Consider the following 16,820-nt stretch of genomic DNA (forward strand, 5'->3'; position numbering starts at 1 on the left):
TAGCTGTCGGTTTGTAGCGAATCGTCGGAACAACAAATCCACCGTCACTCGGAGAATCGAAATGAGTATCAGAGCGCGGGTCGGAATCTTCTCAACCATGATCGCATTCGCCGGATTCGCATGGAGCTCATTGCCGGCGCGCGCACAGATAACGCCCGTTGCGGCGAGCGTCGCTGAAACCGCGCCCGTTCCTGCGTCGCAGATTCCCAAGGAAGTTACCGACGCGATCAACGCGCCCGATCGGCCCGCGGCCGACAAGGCGCTCGACGCCGGACGCCGTCCAGATCAGATCATGGCGTTCTACGGAATCAAGCCCGGCATGAAAATCGCCGATGCTTTCGCAGGCGGCGGCTACATGACCGAGCTGTATGCGCGAATCGTCGGACCGAGCGGCAAGGTTTACTCGCAGAACGGCCCGTTCCCCGAGAAGTTCAAAAAAATCGAGGATGCCTGGGACGCGCGGCTCAAGGAGCCCGCGCTTAGCAACGTTGTTAAAGTCAGCAAGCCCTTCGACGCGCCCGACCTGCTGCCGGTCCCGCCGGATTCGCTTGACGCCGTCATCATCCATCTCAACTACCACGACATGGTCGGACTCAAGGTCAATCGCGAGAACGTAAATGCGGCCGTGTTCAAGGCGCTCAAGCCCGGTGGGATTTACGGGATCGTCGATCACAGCGCCAAGCCGGGCACCGGCGATACGCAGACCACGACGCTGCATCGAATCGACGAGGACTTCCTCATAAAGGACGTCGAGAAGGCCGGCTTCAAACTGTCGGGAGCGTCGAGCGCGCTGCGCCATCCTGAAGACGATCGCACCTGGTATGTCTTCAAGCATCGCGGCGAGACTGATCGTTTCATGCTCAAGTTCGTGAAGGCGCCGGCCGTCGCCGCGGCCGCAAACGGTTCGGCGTCGGGCCAATGAAAGTCGGACTGTTCGCGCTGGGAATTGGCACTGGGGCGCGTCCCGGCACAATTTTGAAGACGGCCACGGAGGCCGAGCGCCGCGGAGTCTCGACGCTGTGGGTGGGAGAGCACGTCGTACTCTTCGATCGCCAGGACTCGAAGTATCCGTACGCCGCGAGCGGCGAGTTCCCTTTGCCCGGCGATGCCGACTGGCTCGATCCATTCATCGCGCTGACAATTGCCGCCGCCGTGACCAAAACAATTCGGCTGGCGACGGGAATCTGCCTGGTGCCGGAGCACAACCCAGTCGTGCTGGCCAAGGAAGTCGCGAGCCTGGACCGGCTCTCGGGCGGGCGATTCGCGCTGGGCGTGGGAATCGGATGGTCGGCGGAGGAATTTGCGGCGCTCGGAATTTCGTTTGAGCGGCGTGCGCAGCGTACGCGCGAATACCTCGAAGTGATGTGGCGGCTGTGGTCGGATGGCGCGGCGAGTTTCCACGGCGAGTTCGTGAATTTTGATGCGGCGAACAGTTTTCCGAAGCCGGTGCGCGGCGGCAAGTTGCCGATAATTTTCGGCGGCGAAAGCGTGCCCGCGCTAAAGCGCACGGCGGACATCGGGGTCGGATGGTTCGGCTTCAATGTCGGACCTGATGACGCCGCACCGCTGGCGGACAAGCCGCGCGCGATGCTGAAAGCCAACGGACGCGAGGCGCGCGAAGTCGAGCTCATCGTGTGTCCGTACACGAAGAAGATCACTTCTGATGATTTGAAGAAGTATGGCGCGGCGGGCGTGAACGAACTGGTGATACTTGCGAGTCCGCCGGAAGATGAGTCGCAGATTGGCGGATGGATCGAGGGCGGCTCGCACGTGATTGGGTCGAGCCGGCCGCAAAGATCCGCTAGCGCTATGCCACGGCTAGGATTTCGCGCGCCTTGCTTAGATCGAGCGCGATCTGCGCCTTGAGCGCTTCGGCGTTGGCGAATTTTTGCTCGGGGCGGATTCGTTCGATCAGTTCGAGCTTGATTCGCATCCCATAGATGTCGCGGGTGAAGTCGAAGATGTGCGCCTCGATCGAGCGCGCGCTCTCGGCGAACGTAGGACGCATGCCGACGTTGGTGATCGACGCATGTGCGCCGTCGTCAAGGATGACGCGGGTGGCGTAGACGCCGTCGGCGGGAATGCATTCCGTCTCGCAGGCGAGATTCGCGGTCGGAAATCCAATCGTTCGTCCGCGCTCGCGTCCGCGCACGACGGCACCGCTCAGAAAGTGGTAACGGCCCAACAGCCGCGCCGCGCGATGCATGTCGCCGATGGCGATCGCTTCGCGCACCTTGGTCGAGCTGACTTCGATGCCGTCGACTTTCACCGGCCCGACCACATCAGTATCGAAGCCAAGTTCGCGCCCGAGCTCGACCATCACAGCAGCGTTGCCTGCGCGATTGTGGCCGAAGCTGACACTGTGCCCGACGACCACTTCGCGCACGCCGATTTTAGCGCGCAGGTAGTCGCGCACGAAGTCGCGCGGCGGGAGCATGCTCAAGTCGAGCGTGAAGTTGATCACGATCACGCCGTCGATGCCCGACAGCCGCAGCATTTCGAGCTTGTCGTCCGGCGTCAGGATCAATCGCGGAGCGCGCGCCGGAACGAGCAGCTTGGCCGGCAGCGGATCGAACGTGAGCGCGAACGCGGTGCCGCCCGCCGCGCGCGCGCGATCGATCGCCGCCTTCAGGATCGCGCGATGCCCGAGATGGACACCGTCGAAATTTCCGATCGCGGTGACCGGGTACGGATGGCGCGCGAGCGCTTCGAGGTCGCGAATTATTTCCATTCAATCGTGCGCGAGTGCGCCGCTTTAGTCGCTCGCGAGATCTTTCATCATCGTGTTGGCAGCTTCTGCCTGGGGTGTTCCGGCGTGATCGGCCACCAGCTTCTGCAGGGTCAGGCGCGCGTCGATTCGATCGTTGAGCTTCACGAATGCCTGCGCCTCGCGCAGCAGCGCGGCGCTGGCATATTTGCCCTTGGGAAAACGCATCACGAGATCGTTGAACTGCAAAATCGCCTGGTCGTAGCCGCCGGTCTCGAACAACGCGTTGGCCGCGAAGTATTCGGCGGGCTCGCTCAGCGGAGATTTCGGGTACGCATGCTGCAGCTTGGTGAACCTGGCGACCGCGAGCGGATACTTGGCTGCCTTCATCGCGTCGAGACCTTCGCGATAAATCTTGATGCCCGGTTCGTCCGAGGTCGCGGCGTCGGCAATCTCCTGATCGAGTTCGGCCGGCCAGGTAGGCGCGATCTCAGCCGGCGTTGCGGGCGGAGCAGGGACGCCTGCGGGCGCTTCTGCCGACGCTACTGCCGTGCCCGGACCGACGCTGTCCGCCGGTGCACCCGGCGGCGGAACCGCGCCCGGAGTCGCCGCCATGCCTGCCTGGAGCGCCTTCACTTCGGCTTCGAGGCTCGCGACTCGATCGTTCACCCCCGACGCGTTGCCGCTCGTGGCGCCCGCGCCGTGCTGAAGCTCCTCGATCTGATCGTTCTGCCGCGCGACTTGCGCCTTCAACGAGTCGATTTGCTGGCGGTCGCTCGCGATCATTCCGCGCAGCGTGAACTCGTTTTTATTGAGCTGCTCCATGTCGTTCTGATCGGCGCATCCCGTCAGCGCGAACGCCGCAAGCACGGCGACGACTCCGATCATCCAGTTCGTTTTTCGCACGCGTCTAATCCTTATTGTCGCTCACCGCAAAGTGATCGCGCCGGTTCTGCTGCCAGCAGCTTTCGTCGTGCTCGGTGCAAAGTGGAAGCTCCTTGCCGTAGCTGATTGTCGAGATTCTGCTGCCGCTGACTCCGAGCGTCACCAGGTAATCCTTGGCGGCCTGCGCGCGCTTGGCGCCGAGCGCCATATTGTATTCCTCCGATCCGCGCTCATCGCAATGACCCTCGACCTGCACCTTCGTCTGCGGATACTTCTGCAGCCAGCTCGCGTTGGACTTCAGCACCGAGCCGTCCTGATCCTGGATCGTGTAATCGTTGTATCCGAAATGAATGTCGCTGAGCGGACCTTGCCCGGGGATGAGTCCCTTCTTCCAGTCCTCGAGTGTGCTGCTGTTGGTCCCGCCGGAAGTGTTTTCATTAAGTTGATTTGCATTGGGATTCGTATCGCCGACCGGCGCGGGCTTCTTTGACGAGCACCCCGCCAATGCCAGCATCAACCCGACACTCACAATCGCCATCGCTTTCGCCAATGTCGAACGACTACTCACCCAACCACCCCGACCACGCTGGACAGGAATCATTACCATTACCCTCCGTCAAAGCGGAAATAATCTTCCGGTTACTGACCATCATTATATAGATTCGCGAGTTGTGTCCGCGCGTCGAACTGAACGCGAGATAGCGCCCGTCCGGCGACCAGCTTGGATACTCGTTCGAGCCGTTGCCGTCGGTCACCTGCACCGGGTCGCCGCCGCCGACGGGAATCGTCCAGATGTCGAAGCGCCCGTTGTTGCGGCTCTGGTACGCCAGCTTGTCGCCCTTGGGTGAGAAGGCCGGCGTCGTGTTGTAGTCGCCGCTGTAGGTGACGCGTCTCGGAGAACCGCCCGCCAGACTCATCACGTAGATTTGCGGCGTGCCCGAGCGATCCGACGTGAACGCCATCGTAGCGCCGTCCGGCGAAATCGCAGGACTCACGTTGATCCCCGACGTGTCGGTGAGTTGGCGGATCTCGGCGCCATCGCGCGTGAGCAGATACAAATTGGTGATGCCGTCGCGCTCGATAGACGCGACGATTTGCTCGCCGTCGGGCGAGAGGGTTCCACCGATCACGCGGCCGTGCGGGCTGTCGATCTTCGCCTCGCGCCGCTGCTGCAGGTCCGCCAGGTAAAGAGCAGGCGCCATGCTCTTGAACGAGAGGTACAGCACGTAGCGCGTGCTCCGGTCGAAACCCGGGAAGAGGTTGATCGTAGGATTGTCGGTCAGTTTGAACAGGTCCTGCCCGTCAATCGACTGCGTATAGATTTCCTTGAAGCGTCCGCCGCGCGTCGAGACGAACGCCAGCCTGGAATCGAACGGCCCCTTCTGCCCGGTCGCCGCTTCGAGGATCGCGTCGGCGAATCGCCGCGCCATCCGCGGTACGTCGCCCGCGTCGCCGCTGTAATTCTTGCCCATCATGCGCCGCTGCTGCGCCACGTCGTAAAGATACGCGGTCAGTTTTACCCCGGGGCCGCCGGCCCCGACCGAACCCTTCACCACGAAGTCAGCGTTGATCGAGCGCCAGTCGGCGAAATTGAACTGCCCCAGCTCGAAGCCCGACGTTTGCGGATCCTCGATATACGCGTGCGGATCGATAAGTCTGAAGTAGCCCGAGAGCTCGAGGTCGCGCCTGAGAGTGCCGACGAACGCGCTGCCGATGCGATGGTCGTCGTCGTCGCCGAGATTTTTCAGCCCCGACACCGCGATCGGCGAGAGCTGCCCGCCCGGTCCCGCGATCGTGATCGTAATCGGCCCCGCGCCTGCGCCCTGCGCGGCGGCTTGACCCATCGCGGCTAAAACAATCGCGCATACAAAAGCGCACCCGTGAAGTAACCCCTTCATGTTTGAATACTGGAGAAATAGATACTGAAAAAAGACATCCGCACCTCCTGCAACATTCCCACCATCAGGACTTGAGTTCGCCGAGCTGAAACACCGCTCTGATCCCGGCGGAAAACTGATCGCGAAACTTTTCCGGCGGCGCGGGAAACGGCGCTGCCCGCCGAATCGCGCGAATCACCGAATCATCGAATGCGCCGTCGTTCGAGCTCGTACCAATCTTCACCGCGGTCAGCGCGCCGTCGGGCCCGATTGCGAAATTCACCGTCGCCGTCAGATCATTCGAGCCGCCGGTAAACGTCCACGCCTTCTTTATCTGTTCCTGCACGGTCTTATAGTACAGCAGAAATTCCGGGTCCTTAAGAATCCCGACGCTGCCCTCGCCCGCGCGCACGCCGTAGCCTTTTCCTTCGCTGGCGTTACTCGCGACGACCGGTCCTCCGCCGGCCGGCCCTTTGGCCGTAGTGTCGGGCGCCTCCGTATCGTCGTCACCTTCATCTTCGGGGGGTGGATTTTTCTCCAGCTCTTTGACGTGCTCCGCGAGCAAATCCCGCTTCAGCTTCGCGAGCCGCTGCTCGACGCTCGGCGTCGCCACAATCATCGCCATCGTCGATCCGGACTTGGGTCGAATGCGCGCCTTGTCGGGGGTCGGCTTCGGCGTGGGATGTCTCGTCGGCTGCTGAGTCGGTTCGGGCGTTGGTGCGATCGTCGGTTCTTGCGTCGCTTCGATATTTGGCTCGAGCGCCGGCGCGGGTTCGGCCGTCGGCTCGGGCGTCGGCGGCGTTGGCGTCGCGGTCGGCGCGTCAGTCGCCTTCGCATTAATCTTGAGTGCGTTCTTATCGGTGTCGTTGAGCGAGATTTCCGTCTTCGCCGACTCGATCTTGACCTTCGCCTCCTCCGGCTTCGGTGGAGCCTTCGATTGATCCGCCTGATGCCGATTGATCCGCGGCAGATGCGTCCCCAAGTCGCCGGCTGGAATATTGTTCACGATCTTTACCGTGTATGCGGTCGGCGCCGCTTCCGCGGGATGCAAAAATCGCGGCGCGATGAAAAACACGAGCGCGAAAATCGCCGCATGCCCGAGCGCGGAGACGAAAATCGCCGCGAAGTATCCAAATCGCGACGGTTGCTCGTCACCGTTATGGTCCGGCGATGCCACGACTGGCGCTCACTTCGCGCCGCTGCCGGTGCCGTCCGCCGGCATCTCCGTCACCATCCCGACGTTTTCGATTCCCGCCGCCTTGATCGCCGCCATCGCGCGGATCACCTCGCCGTACGGCACCTGGTCGTCGGCGCGGATGAACACCTCGCGGTCGGGACGCTCCTGCGCAATCGCCTTGAGCTTGGCGGCCAGGTCGTCCGCCGAGAGCTTCGCGTCATTGAGATAGATCTGCCGGTCGCGAGTGATCGACACCACGAACTGCTCTTCCTTGCCCGGCAGCGCCTCGGCCTTGACCGCCGGCAGCGTGACCTCGACACCCTGCTGAATAATCGGCGCCGTCACCATGAAGATAACGAGCAGCACGAGCATTACGTCCACCAGCGGCGTGACGTTGATCTGAGAAACCATCTGCCCGCGCCCCTGTCCTGAATCCATTGCCATGATGATGCCTTACGAAAGGAAATGACGCTCGGCGATATTCAAAAATTCGGCGGTGAAGTTGTCCATCTCGGTCGCGAGCACGCGCACGCGCGCGATAAAGTAATTGTAGAACATCTGCGCCGGAATCGCGGCGACCAGCCCCACCGCGGTTGTGATCAGCGCCTCGGCGATTCCCGGCGCGACCGCCTGGATACTCGACGTATGCGACGCGGACAGCCCGAGGAACGCCGTCATTATTCCCCACACCGTGCCGAACAGTCCGATAAACGGGCACGACGAGCCGGTCGTCGCGAGGAACGTGATTCCCGATTCGAGCTTGGTCAGCTCGACGTTTTCCTGCCGCTTCATCGCGCGCATCACGTTGGCGATACCGCCAAGGTCGGTCGAGAAACCGCTATCCGAGCCGACCGCCTGGCGCTTGGCGCGCGTTAGTTGCAGCAATTCCTGGTAGCCGGAGCGGAACACCTGCGCGACAGGGCTGCGCTTCAGGCCGACGCTCGCGGTATGAATCGCGGCGAGATTTTTCGATTCCCAGAAAATCGCGATAAACTTTTCGGACTCGCGCCGCGCCCGCGAAATCTGGATCAGCTTGTAAAGGATGATCCCCCAGCTACCGATCGAAAACGCGACCAGCAGCCACAACACGGCGGCGACGACCGGGCCAGTGCCTAGCACCAGTTCCACCACCCCCAACCCGCCTGCACCGCTCACCTGATGGAGCATAAAACCGCCATACAACCGAAGAATCGAACCATTATAAGGGTATCAGCCGAGCCAAAACCAGCACGCCCCCCTGTTACTACGAATTCTAAGGTGCAGGGGTTACCCCTGTGCAGGGAAGCGTGAAACCCACGGAGGGTTTCACATTCAATCAACTGATTTCCCCCCTCCCCCTGCATTCGCGACGCGCCGCGGCGTAGAATCTGTACATCGGACCCGGACTTATCTAAGGTTCGGGTCGCTTGCTCTTTTCAGTGAAATCGTAGTGGGAGGATTCGAGCGGTGGCGATAAAAGTCGGAATTAACGGATTCGGCCGAATCGGCAGGATGTTTCTGCGCGCGGCGCTGACCAAAAGAGACCTCGAGGTCGTCGCCGTCAACGACATCACCGACGCGCCCACCCTCGCGCATCTGCTCAAGTACGATTCCATCCACGGCACGCTCCGCCACGAGGTCAAAGCCGAAGGCGGGTCTATCTTCCTCGATGGCAAGCCGCTGCAGGTGCTCGCCGAGCGTGACCCCGCCAAGTTGCCGTGGAGCAAGCTGGGCGTGCAGGTCGTCATCGAATCGACGGGACTGTTCACGGCGCGTGACAAAGCCGCGATGCATCTGGCGGCCGGCGCGAAAAAAGTCGTCATCAGCGCTCCTGCCGACGGCGCCGACGTCACGCTATGTCTCGGCGTCAATCACCATGTGTACCACTCGAAAAAGCACGACGTGATTTCCAACGCGTCATGCACTACCAACTGCCTCGCGCCGATCGGCAAAGTCCTGCATGAGAGTTTCGGGGTAGTCCACGGCCTGATGACCACGGTGCACAGCTACACCTCCGATCAGATGCTGCAGGACGGCCCGCACAAGGATCTCAGGCGCGCGCGCGCCGCCGGGATGTCGATGATTCCGACCTCGACCGGAGCCGCAAAAGCGATCGGCCTCGTGCTGCCCGCGCTCAACGGCAAGCTCGACGGAATCGCGATTCGAGTGCCGACGTCGAACGTCTCGCTCGTCGATCTGACCGCGACAGTTGAGAAGGACGCCGAGGTGAAAGCCGTCAATGCCGCGATGAAGGCGGCGGCCGACGGCCCGCTCAAGGGGATTCTCGAATACAGCGAGGCGCCGCTGGTCTCGGTGGATCTCAACGGCAATCCGCATTCGTCGATCTTCGACGCGCCGCTGACCAAGGTGGTCGGCAAGCGGCTGGTAAAAGTATTTTCGTGGTACGACAACGAATGGGGCTACTCGCAGCGCCTCGCTGACATCGCCGCATTCGTCGCAGATAAGTTGTAGCCGCTAAGAGCTCAGCTCGTCGAGCAACGCCTTCGCGTCCTTCAGGTCGGCGGTGTCGAAGCCCTCGCTAAACCAGTTGTAGATGTCGGCGAGCATCGCGCGCGCCTCATCGCGCTTGCCTTGCTTGTCCAGCAGACGGGCGAGGCTCGTCGTTGCTTCCAGTTCAAACAGCCTCGTGCTCTGCCGCCTGCTAACTTCGATGGCTTCGCGGAAGGACTGCTCGGCCGCGGCGGCGTTGGCTGAGTCCAGCGCCAAAAGCAACTCACCCTTCAGCCGGAGCAACCTGGCTTCGTAGAGACGCTCCCCCGTTTCTTCAGCTATCGCGATCCCCTTGGCCACCGCGGTCAGCCCTTCCTCAAATCGTCCCGCTGTCAAGAATGCCCTCGCCAGGTAGGTCAGAAAATGCGATCGGAATAGGCGCGCCCCTGTAACTTGGGCGGCGGCCGACCCACGCTGAATCAGCGCGATTCCTTCCTGCGTCTGTCCCTGCGCGACCAGAGCGATTCCCCGATGCACAGTTGCTTGCGCCAGAATACCTTCAAATCCTTGCTCGGTGCACAGTGCGATCTCCGCCTCCGCTTGTCGCAGCATGGCTGGCCAGTCTCTGCGAAGGTGATGGACCGTGAACACGTTATTCAAGGCGACCGCCAAGCTAAAGTGGTGAGCCTGTTGCTGGGCCAAGGCGATTGCCTCGTCGGCCTTTTGCAGACCCCGGTCCGGATAGCCGCGAAGCGTCAAGCCCCAGGCGATCCGGGCGAGGCAAAACACTCCCGGGTCCAGTCCATAGAGAAACGCATGACTGTGATGCTTGCGAGGATCGTAGATGATGACAGCCCGCTCGAAGTGATCCAGGGCGGGGAGCAACTCTCCAAAAATAAAAAGCGAATTGCCTCGCGCCAGATGGGCTTCCACCAGCAAACCAGAGTCTTGCAGGCTTTCGGCCAGGCTCACGAGTTGCTGCGCGAGTTCCGATGCAGGCCGCAGCTCCCCACGGACAAAATGGTAGGATCGCAGTCCAAACAAGACCGGAAACAGTTGAGCATCTTCTCCCACTTGCCGAGCCAGCTCGACCGCCAGCTCGTAGACCGCTCCAACTTCCGGCGCCGCGTTGCCTTTGGTGGCGATCAAAGCAGGACCAAGCATCGCCGCTAATTCCAATTCTTGCCGAGCGCGTTGCGGGGCGTCGGGCAGTGACTTCAATATTTCCAGGGCGCTCGTGAAATTTTTGATCGCCTCAGCATTTGCAGACCGCTGTGCGGCTTGTTGCCCGGCCAGTCGCAGGTACTCCGCGGCCTTCGGTCGGTTACTGCTGCGACTGTAGTGATGCGCCAAATCGGCGAAGTGAGCGTTCAGCTGTTCGGCGAACATCGATTCCAGCGCTTGTCCCGCGCGCTCGTGAAGAGCTTTCCGCCGCTCGATCAGTACCGAGTTGTAGGCGACCTCCTGGGTGAGCGCGTGTTTGAATGTGTAATCGATGTCGCCAACCGCCGGCTGCTCATAGATGAACTCGGCAAGCTGCAGATCATTCAGCATCCGGCTGATTTCATCGTCGGACTTCTTGAAGACCGCTCGTACAAGCGACAGCGAAAACTCCTTGCCGGTTACCGCTAGCGTCTGCAGTAATTCTTTTTCATCCGTCGGCAGCCGGTCGACGCGTGCGGCGAGAATCGCCTGCACGGTAGGCGGGATCTTGAGGTCATTGAGTGACTTGGTGAGCTTTACCGTTCCGTTGCGTACCAGCGCCCCTTCGTCAAAAAGCACCAGCACTGTCTCTTCCATGAAGAACGGGTTGCCCTCGGTCTTCTCGACGATCAATCGCTTGAGCGGGCGCACTTCCGCATCGTCGCCGAGTAGCGAGCTCAGCATCTCGTCGGCGCTCTCGTTGCCCAGCGGGTCAAGTCTGAGCTGCGTGTAGTAGGTCTTGCTGTTCCATTGATGCGAGTACTCCGGCCGGTAGTTCACCAGCATCAGGATACGCGCGGTGCCGATACTGTCGGCGAGAAGATTCAGCAACTCCTGAGTCTGCTCGTCGATCCAGTGCAGATCCTCGAAGATCACCATCAACGGCTGATTGAGCGACTCGCGCAGCAGGATCCGTTTTATCGCATCCAACGTGCGGCGTTTTCGAATCTGCGCATCCGTCTGCGCCAGCGGGTCTTCGCCCTCGACGATTCCAAGCAGCGCGAACAGGTAGGGGCGTGCATCCTCAAGCGAAGGGTCGAGGATCGAAAGCCTGCCGGCGACCTTTTCGCGCCGTACGCGCTGGTCATCTTCGCCAGTGATCCTGAAATAGCTCTGCAGCAGATCGATCACCGGCAGGTAGGCCGAAGCTTTGCCGTGCGAGACCGAAAACGCTTCGAGCACCATCCAGCCCGACTGGTTCTTGGCCTTGAACTCAAAGAACAGGCGCGACTTGCCCGTGCCCGCCTCCGCCATCGCGGCAACGATCTGTCCGTGTCCCCATTTGGCGCGCTCGGCCGCGGCTTCCATCGACGCCATCTCGCGCTCACGCCCGACGAATTTGGTGAACCCGCGCCCGGCTGAACGCTGTAAACGGGTGCGCAGAGGCCCCAAGCCCGTGATCTCATAAACGTTGACGGGCTCGCTCACGCCTTTGACCTTGGTCGGGCCGAGCGGTTTGAGCGCGAAGTATCCCTCGACCAGCGCGCGCGTCTGCTCGCTGATGGCAATCGAGCCGGTCGGCGCAAGCACCTGCATCCGCGAGGCTAGATTGGCCGTATGCCCGATCGGCGTGTACTCAGTATGTCCTTCGCCGGTCGTGATCGAACGAACGACAACCTCGCCAGTGTTAACACCGACGCGCGCTTCGATCGGCAGGTTGCCGGCCTCGCGCAATCTCGCGGAGTAGCGTTTCAGCTCCTCCTGCATGCGCAGCGCGGCATACAGCGCGCGTTGCGGATGGTCCTCGTGCGCGACCGGCGCGCCGAAAAGCGCGAAGATGCCGTCGCCGGTCGATTGCACGATGTAGCCGTCGTAGCGGCGCACCGCGTCGATCATCAGCCGAAGCGCGGGATCGACGATTGCGCGGGCTTCTTCGGGGTCGAGATCCTGCTCGAGCTCCGTGGAGCCCTTGATGTCGGCAAACAGCGCGGTGACCGTCTTGCGCTCGCCTTCGAGATTCTCAGGGGCGGGCGTCTCAGCTACTCGAATCGGCGAATCATTCGATTTCTTTGCCGAGGCAGCCACCGCGGGCGTTCCCAACGCCGCGCCACACTCTCCACAAAAGCGTTTGCCCGCTGGATTATCGGCACCGCATTTCGCACAAAGATTCGCGAGCGCCGCGCCACAATCACCGCAGAACTTCTTGCCAGCTGGATTTTCAGTTTTGCAATTCGAGCAGCGCATCGCTTCGACCTGCTGAGGCAAGGGCAGGCCCCTCTTCTATCACTTGGCGCTCGCCGAGCACTACACGGCCGCCAAAGGACTAAGGTGCAGGGGTCACCCCTGCCCAAGGAAGTGTGAAACCCGCAGTGGGCTTCACATTCAATCAAGCGCGCTTCGCATGTTTTTCCGCATCCTGTTAGATTAATCGCCCGGATGTGCGGCAAATTCAAAATGCCCTTGTACCAGCGCGAGACTGAATGAGTGCTCCCGCGATGTCCGTAGTACCGATCACGCGCCTCGAGTTCAAAGACAAGAAGGTGCTCGTGCGATGCGATTTCAACGTGCCGATCGCCGAGGGGAAAATCCAGGACCCGGCGCGAATCGACGCGAGCCTCGACACTATTCGCTACATCCTCGAGCACGGCGGCTCGGCCGTGCTCTGCTCGCATCTCGGGCGTCCCAAGGAGCGCACCCCTGAACTCAGCCTCAAGCCCGTCGCCGAGTATCTGACCAACGTGCTCGGGCAGAAAGTAAAGCTCGCGCCCGACTGCGTCGGCGATCACACCGGCAAAATGATCGACGCGCTCAAGCCCGGCGAAGCGCTGCTGCTCGAAAATCTGCGCTTCCACAAGGAAGAGGAAGCCAACGATCGCGACTTCTCGCATGAGCTCGCGCGCCACAAGCAGGTCTACGTGAACGACGGCTTCGGCACCGCCCATCGCGCGCACGCCTCGACGGTTGGAGTCACGCGATTTCTCGCGGAGCGCGCCGCGGGCTTCCTGATGATGCGTGAGCTCGACGCGCTGCGCGCGGTCACCGAGAATCCGCAGCGGCCGTCGGTCGCAATCATGGGCGGCGCGAAAGTCTCCGACAAAATCGGGCTCATCAGAAATCTGCTCAACAAAGTCGATTCCATCCTGATAGGCGGCGCGATGGCGTACACGTTCCTCAAGGCGCAAGGCATCGCGATCGGACGCTCGCGGGTCGAAGACGACAAGCTCGAGCTGGCGAAGGAATTGCTCGCCGAGGCCGCGCGCAAGGGAGTGAAAATCATCCTGCCAACCGATCACATCGTCGCAGCCGCTCCTGAAGCCGGCGCGACGCCTCATATAGTCACTGAAATTCCGTCCGAGATGATGGGCCTGGACATCGGGCCGCAAACCGCCGCCGCGTTTATCGCGGAAATCGCGCGCGCCAAAACCGTCATCTGGAACGGCCCGCTCGGATTCTTCGAAATCCCGGCGTTCGCGGCAGGCACCATGCTCGTAGGCGAGGCGCTGGCCAACCAGGCCGGGGTCATTTCGATAATCGGCGGCGGCGACACGGCGGCGGCCCTCGCGCATGCGCCGTGGGCCAACAAGTTCACGCACATCTCGACGGGAGGTGGCGCCACGCTGGAATTTCTGGAAGGCCGCGAGCTGCCAGGCGTCAAGGCGCTGGAAGGCTGAGATGCGCAAGAAGCTAATCGCCGGAAACTGGAAGATGCATCTTGTCCCGGTCGAGGCCCGCGCCCTCGTCGAGGGAATCCGGCACGAGATCGATCGCGACGCCGCGACGCTGGCGAAAGATCGCGACGTGTTGGTAGCGCCGCCCGGCATCCTTATCCCGGCTGTGGCGCAGGCGCTTGCGGGTTCGTCGATCCTGCTGGGCGCGCAAAACATGCACTACGAGGACAAGGGCGCGTTCACCGGCGAATTGTCGGCGCCGATGCTGCAGGCCTACGGCGTGACGCACGTAATCGTTGGACATTCGGAACGCCGCCACATCTTTCATGAGACCGACGAACTGATTAACCGGAAGGTGCTCGCCGCGCTGCACCATCGAATGACGCCGATTTTGTGCGTCGGCGAAACCCAGGACGAACACGACGGCGGGCGCGCGCTGGATATCGTGTTGGGCCAGCTGCAGCGCGGACTCAAAGGCGTCGGCGACGATCACGTGACCACGGTGGCGATTGCGTACGAGCCGGTGTGGGCGATCGGCACCGGGCGCACGGCGACGCCCGAGCAGGCCGAAGTTATCCACGGCGCAATTCGCGGCGCGATCCTCGAACGCTGCGGGCGCGAACGCGCGGATGCGGTGCGGATTATCTATGGCGGCAGCGTCAACGACGAGAGTGTTGACTCGCTCGTGTCCAGGCCCGATATTGACGGGGCTCTGGTCGGCGGGGCAAGCTTAAAGGCTGACTCGTTCGCGCGCATCGTTAGGGCGCGGACCCGCTGAAGAAGACAAAATGGTTTCAATAGTCGTTTCGATACATGTAATCGTCTGCGTCGCCATGTGCATCATCATCCTGCTGCAGCAGGGCAAGGGCGCGGAGGTCGGCGCTGTTTTCGGCGGTTCGAGCCAGACCGTGTTCGGCGCGAGCGGCGCAGGGAACGCGCTGACCAAGGCGACATGGGCGTTCGCGATAATCTTCTTCGCGAGCTCGATCTTCCTGGCGCTGGCGTCGGCGCGGCGCGTCACCGGCAGCATCTTCGATCGGCCGTTTTCGGCCCCCGCGTCGAGCGTGATGCCGCCGGCCTCGAAGCAGGCGCCCAAGAACGCGAATCCCGCGGCGCCCGCCCCGGCGGGTCATAATCCCGCCGGCGCAGTGACGCCGTCGTCGACCAAGTAATCGCGGTACTGTTCGCAGCCGCTCCGGAGCGCTCAGACCCTCAACCTAAGCTCCGGCCGGCACGCACGATATGCGCGGGTGGTGGAATGGCAGACACGCCAGTTTGAGGGGCTGGTGGTAGCAATACCGTGCGGGTTCAAGTCCCGCCCCGCGCACCATAAAATAAATCCAGTCTATTGAATGTGAAACCCGCGGTGGGTTTCACGCTTCCTTCGGCAGGGGTGACCCCTGCACCCGGTGTTAAGAAAACAGTGAGCTCTGTCGGGGTGGCTGCGGTGCGGCCGGAGGCTGCACTGTGTGGCGTTCGTAGTCTACGGGGAAGCCGTGGCGGGCGCGGATGCGATCGAAAATCCGGCGCATCCGATCGTCGTAGGCTTGCGGCACGTACTCGGCGCGGCCGTAGAACATGTCGATGCGCTCGGCCAGGTGTGGGAAACGCTCCTTGACGAATGGAATGAAGCGGCGCGCCGCCGCGGGCTTCAAGAACAGCGAACGCCACCACACGCCCGACGCGTTGGCGCGACGCGCCGCGCGAATCACGTTCTCGATTGCCGCGGGATCGTCGGTCAGGCCGGGAATCATCGGCATCATCAGCAGGTTGCATCGGATTCCCGCGCGCGCCAGCTCGAATAGCGCGCGCAACCGCAGGCCTGGGCGCGGCGCGCGCGGTTCGAGGATTCGTTGCAGTTTGCGGTCGAGGGTTATCAGCGAGAAGTTTGCCGATAGCTTCGAGCGCCGGTTGATCTTTCGCAGAAGCTCGAGGTCGCGAACGATCAGGCTCGACTTGGTCGTGATCGACAGGTCCAGCCCCGAGAGCTGCGCGAAAACTTCGAGCATCGAGCGCGTCAGCCCGTACTTGCGCTCGGCCGGCTGGTAGGGGTCGGTCGCGGTGCCGATCGCGATAGCGTCGGTGCCGATCGAACGTGCGCGAAAGCGTGCGCGACAGGACCTCGGCTGCCATCCGCTTGACGAAAATCTTGCGCTCGAAATCCATCGGGTCGCGCAGCTCGAGGAAGTCGTGTGTGTAGCGCGCGTAGCAGTACACACATCCGAACTCGCAGCCGCGGTACGGGTTGATAGTCCATCGAAACGGCACGCGCGGGCTGTCGCATCGATTGAGAATCCGCCGCACCGGCATCTCGATAAACTCAACGCCGCGCGTGGCGTCGAGGTCTTCCGGCGGAGTCGAGTAAAGTGGCAATGTGGCGACGGCATTCATCTGACGCGTCTATTTTCGCTTTTTCTTCGCTATCCAGTCAAGTCGCATAACCGCCCGAAATCGCGATGAATCCAGGATTCTGCCTTCTGTTTTCCTTGTGCTCCGGTTTTTCGCTTTTCACTGGGCGCGATTGAGGCCTCGCAAGCTGCTAGATTCTAGGCGCAGAGCGCGGCGCGAGGTACATGACGGTCCGCGCCGCAGCTGGAGGAAATCGCGATGGCGGACAACGGGCGCAAATATCGTGAGAAATACGGCGAGTGGGCTCTCGTGACGGGCGCGTCGGCGGGAATCGGACTTGAGTTTGCGCGTACGCTCGCGCGCGAGGGCTTGTCGATAGTGCTGACGGCGCGGCGCGAAGATCGATTGAATGCGCTGGCCGCGGAAATCAAAGAGAAGCATCACGTGGACACGCGCGTGGTCGCGGCCGATCTAGCGGCGCCCGACGGCGCGGATCGGCTGGCCGACGCAGTCGCGGATTTGCCGATCGCGTTTCTCGTCAACAACGCGGGCTTCGGCTACGCGGGCCGTTTCGACAAGCTGGC

16 protein-coding genes and 1 tRNA gene are annotated in these 16,820 nt (G+C 62.0%); 8 read left to right on the top strand and 9 right to left on the bottom strand.

Features of this window, described 5'->3' with window-relative positions:
* Positions 1-61 precede the first annotated feature (61 nt).
* Both VJX68_RS11385 and VJX68_RS11390 read left to right on the top strand, forming a co-directional pair.
* Positions 62-922: a class I SAM-dependent methyltransferase gene (locus VJX68_RS11385; RefSeq protein WP_324095813.1), complete on the top strand. Its 861-nt coding sequence runs from the start codon at positions 62-64 to the stop codon at positions 920-922.
* Positions 919-1,866, top strand: coding sequence for an LLM class F420-dependent oxidoreductase (locus tag VJX68_RS11390; RefSeq protein ID WP_324095814.1), 948 nt, complete (start codon positions 919-921; stop codon positions 1,864-1,866). The genes VJX68_RS11385 and VJX68_RS11390 overlap by 4 nt, the downstream gene beginning before the upstream one ends.
* Here VJX68_RS11390 and VJX68_RS11395 read toward each other — a convergent pair.
* From VJX68_RS11395 to VJX68_RS11425, 7 genes are all read right to left on the bottom strand, one after another.
* On the bottom strand, positions 1,808-2,731 hold the full coding sequence (locus VJX68_RS11395; RefSeq protein WP_324095815.1) for a bifunctional riboflavin kinase/FAD synthetase: 924 nt from the start codon (positions 2,729-2,731) through the stop codon (positions 1,808-1,810). The genes VJX68_RS11390 and VJX68_RS11395 overlap by 59 nt on opposite strands.
* 24 nt (positions 2,732-2,755) lie before the next feature.
* Positions 2,756-3,613 carry a tetratricopeptide repeat protein gene (locus VJX68_RS11400; RefSeq protein ID WP_324095816.1) on the bottom strand — a complete coding sequence of 286 codons (858 nt, stop codon included), beginning with the start codon at positions 3,611-3,613 and terminating at the stop codon, positions 2,756-2,758.
* 4 nt (positions 3,614-3,617) lie between these two features.
* Complete coding sequence (gene pal, locus VJX68_RS11405) at positions 3,618-4,130, bottom strand: peptidoglycan-associated lipoprotein Pal (RefSeq protein WP_324095817.1); 513 nt, start codon at positions 4,128-4,130, stop codon at positions 3,618-3,620.
* Positions 4,131-4,152: 22 nt separating this feature from the next.
* Positions 4,153-5,436, bottom strand: coding sequence for a Tol-Pal system beta propeller repeat protein TolB (tolB, locus tag VJX68_RS11410; protein WP_324095818.1), 1,284 nt, complete (start codon positions 5,434-5,436; stop codon positions 4,153-4,155).
* A 118-nt stretch (positions 5,437-5,554) separates the two neighbouring features.
* On the bottom strand, positions 5,555-6,646 hold the full coding sequence (locus VJX68_RS11415; protein ID WP_324095819.1) for a TonB family protein: 1,092 nt from the start codon (positions 6,644-6,646) through the stop codon (positions 5,555-5,557).
* Between the two features lie 9 nt (positions 6,647-6,655).
* Positions 6,656-7,090 (bottom strand): protein TolR, encoded by a 435-nt coding sequence (tolR, locus tag VJX68_RS11420; RefSeq protein WP_414643480.1) that lies wholly within the window; start codon positions 7,088-7,090, stop codon positions 6,656-6,658.
* 9 nt (positions 7,091-7,099) lie between these two features.
* Positions 7,100-7,801 (bottom strand): MotA/TolQ/ExbB proton channel family protein, encoded by a 702-nt coding sequence (locus tag VJX68_RS11425; RefSeq protein ID WP_324095821.1) that lies wholly within the window; start codon positions 7,799-7,801, stop codon positions 7,100-7,102.
* A 291-nt stretch (positions 7,802-8,092) separates the two neighbouring features.
* Between VJX68_RS11425 and gap the strand changes: the two genes are divergently transcribed.
* Positions 8,093-9,097: a type I glyceraldehyde-3-phosphate dehydrogenase gene (gene gap / locus VJX68_RS11430; protein ID WP_324095822.1), complete on the top strand. Its 1,005-nt coding sequence runs from the start codon at positions 8,093-8,095 to the stop codon at positions 9,095-9,097.
* A gap of 3 nt (positions 9,098-9,100) precedes the next feature.
* On the opposite strand, the gene VJX68_RS11435 is transcribed toward gap, so the two are convergent.
* Complete coding sequence (locus VJX68_RS11435; protein WP_324095823.1) at positions 9,101-12,463, bottom strand: adenylate/guanylate cyclase domain-containing protein; 3,363 nt, start codon at positions 12,461-12,463, stop codon at positions 9,101-9,103.
* A gap of 251 nt (positions 12,464-12,714) precedes the next feature.
* Here VJX68_RS11435 and VJX68_RS11440 point away from each other — a divergent pair, with 251 nt between their 5' ends.
* From VJX68_RS11440 to VJX68_RS11455, 4 genes are all read left to right on the top strand, one after another.
* Positions 12,715-13,890: a phosphoglycerate kinase gene (locus VJX68_RS11440; protein ID WP_324095824.1), complete on the top strand. Its 1,176-nt coding sequence runs from the start codon at positions 12,715-12,717 to the stop codon at positions 13,888-13,890.
* 1 nt (position 13,891) lies between these two features.
* Positions 13,892-14,665: a triose-phosphate isomerase gene (gene tpiA / locus VJX68_RS11445; protein WP_324095825.1), complete on the top strand. Its 774-nt coding sequence runs from the start codon at positions 13,892-13,894 to the stop codon at positions 14,663-14,665.
* Between the two features lie 10 nt (positions 14,666-14,675).
* The gene (secG, locus tag VJX68_RS11450; protein ID WP_324095826.1) at positions 14,676-15,059 is read left to right on the top strand and encodes a preprotein translocase subunit SecG; all 384 of its coding nucleotides are present in this window, start codon (positions 14,676-14,678) and stop codon (positions 15,057-15,059) included.
* Between the two features lie 72 nt (positions 15,060-15,131).
* Positions 15,132-15,217: transfer RNA gene (locus tag VJX68_RS11455), tRNA-Leu, on the top strand.
* 82 nt (positions 15,218-15,299) lie between these two features.
* Here the strand turns inward: VJX68_RS11455 and VJX68_RS11460 are convergent.
* Entirely contained in the window at positions 15,300-16,106 is an 807-nt protein-coding gene (locus VJX68_RS11460; RefSeq protein ID WP_324095827.1) for an SPL family radical SAM protein, read from the bottom strand.
* 388 nt (positions 16,107-16,494) lie between these two features.
* On the opposite strand from VJX68_RS11460, the gene VJX68_RS11465 reads away from it, so the two are divergent.
* Positions 16,495-16,820: SDR family NAD(P)-dependent oxidoreductase (locus tag VJX68_RS11465; protein ID WP_324095828.1), on the top strand; the 326-nt coding region annotated here is incomplete at its 3' end.

Origin of the sequence: Binatus sp. (SeqCode) (genome assembly GCF_035272065.1) — a bacterium.
Classification (GTDB): Bacteria; Desulfobacterota; Binatia; order Binatales; family Binataceae; genus Binatus.

Bases quoted from the DNA above. Each gene is read 5' to 3' on its own strand.
- VJX68_RS11385 (WP_324095813.1), top strand. From the start codon at position 62: ATGAGTATCAGAGCGCGGGTCGGAATCTTCTCAACCATGATCGCATTC.
- VJX68_RS11390 (WP_324095814.1), top strand. From the start codon at position 919: ATGAAAGTCGGACTGTTCGCGCTGGGAATTGGCACTGGGGCGCGTCCC.
- VJX68_RS11395 (WP_324095815.1), bottom strand. From the start codon at position 2,731: ATGGAAATAATTCGCGACCTCGAAGCGCTCGCGCGCCATCCGTACCCG.
- pal (WP_324095817.1), bottom strand. From the start codon at position 4,130: ATGGCGATTGTGAGTGTCGGGTTGATGCTGGCATTGGCGGGGTGCTCG.
- tolB (WP_324095818.1), bottom strand. From the start codon at position 5,436: ATGGGTCAAGCCGCCGCGCAGGGCGCAGGCGCGGGGCCGATTACGATC.
- tolR (WP_414643480.1), bottom strand. From the start codon at position 7,090: ATGGCAATGGATTCAGGACAGGGGCGCGGGCAGATGGTTTCTCAGATC.
- VJX68_RS11435 (WP_324095823.1), bottom strand. From the start codon at position 12,463: ATGCGCTGCTCGAATTGCAAAACTGAAAATCCAGCTGGCAAGAAGTTC.
- VJX68_RS11440 (WP_324095824.1), top strand. From the start codon at position 12,715: ATGTCCGTAGTACCGATCACGCGCCTCGAGTTCAAAGACAAGAAGGTG.
- tpiA (WP_324095825.1), top strand. From the start codon at position 13,892: ATGCGCAAGAAGCTAATCGCCGGAAACTGGAAGATGCATCTTGTCCCG.
- secG (WP_324095826.1), top strand. From the start codon at position 14,676: ATGGTTTCAATAGTCGTTTCGATACATGTAATCGTCTGCGTCGCCATG.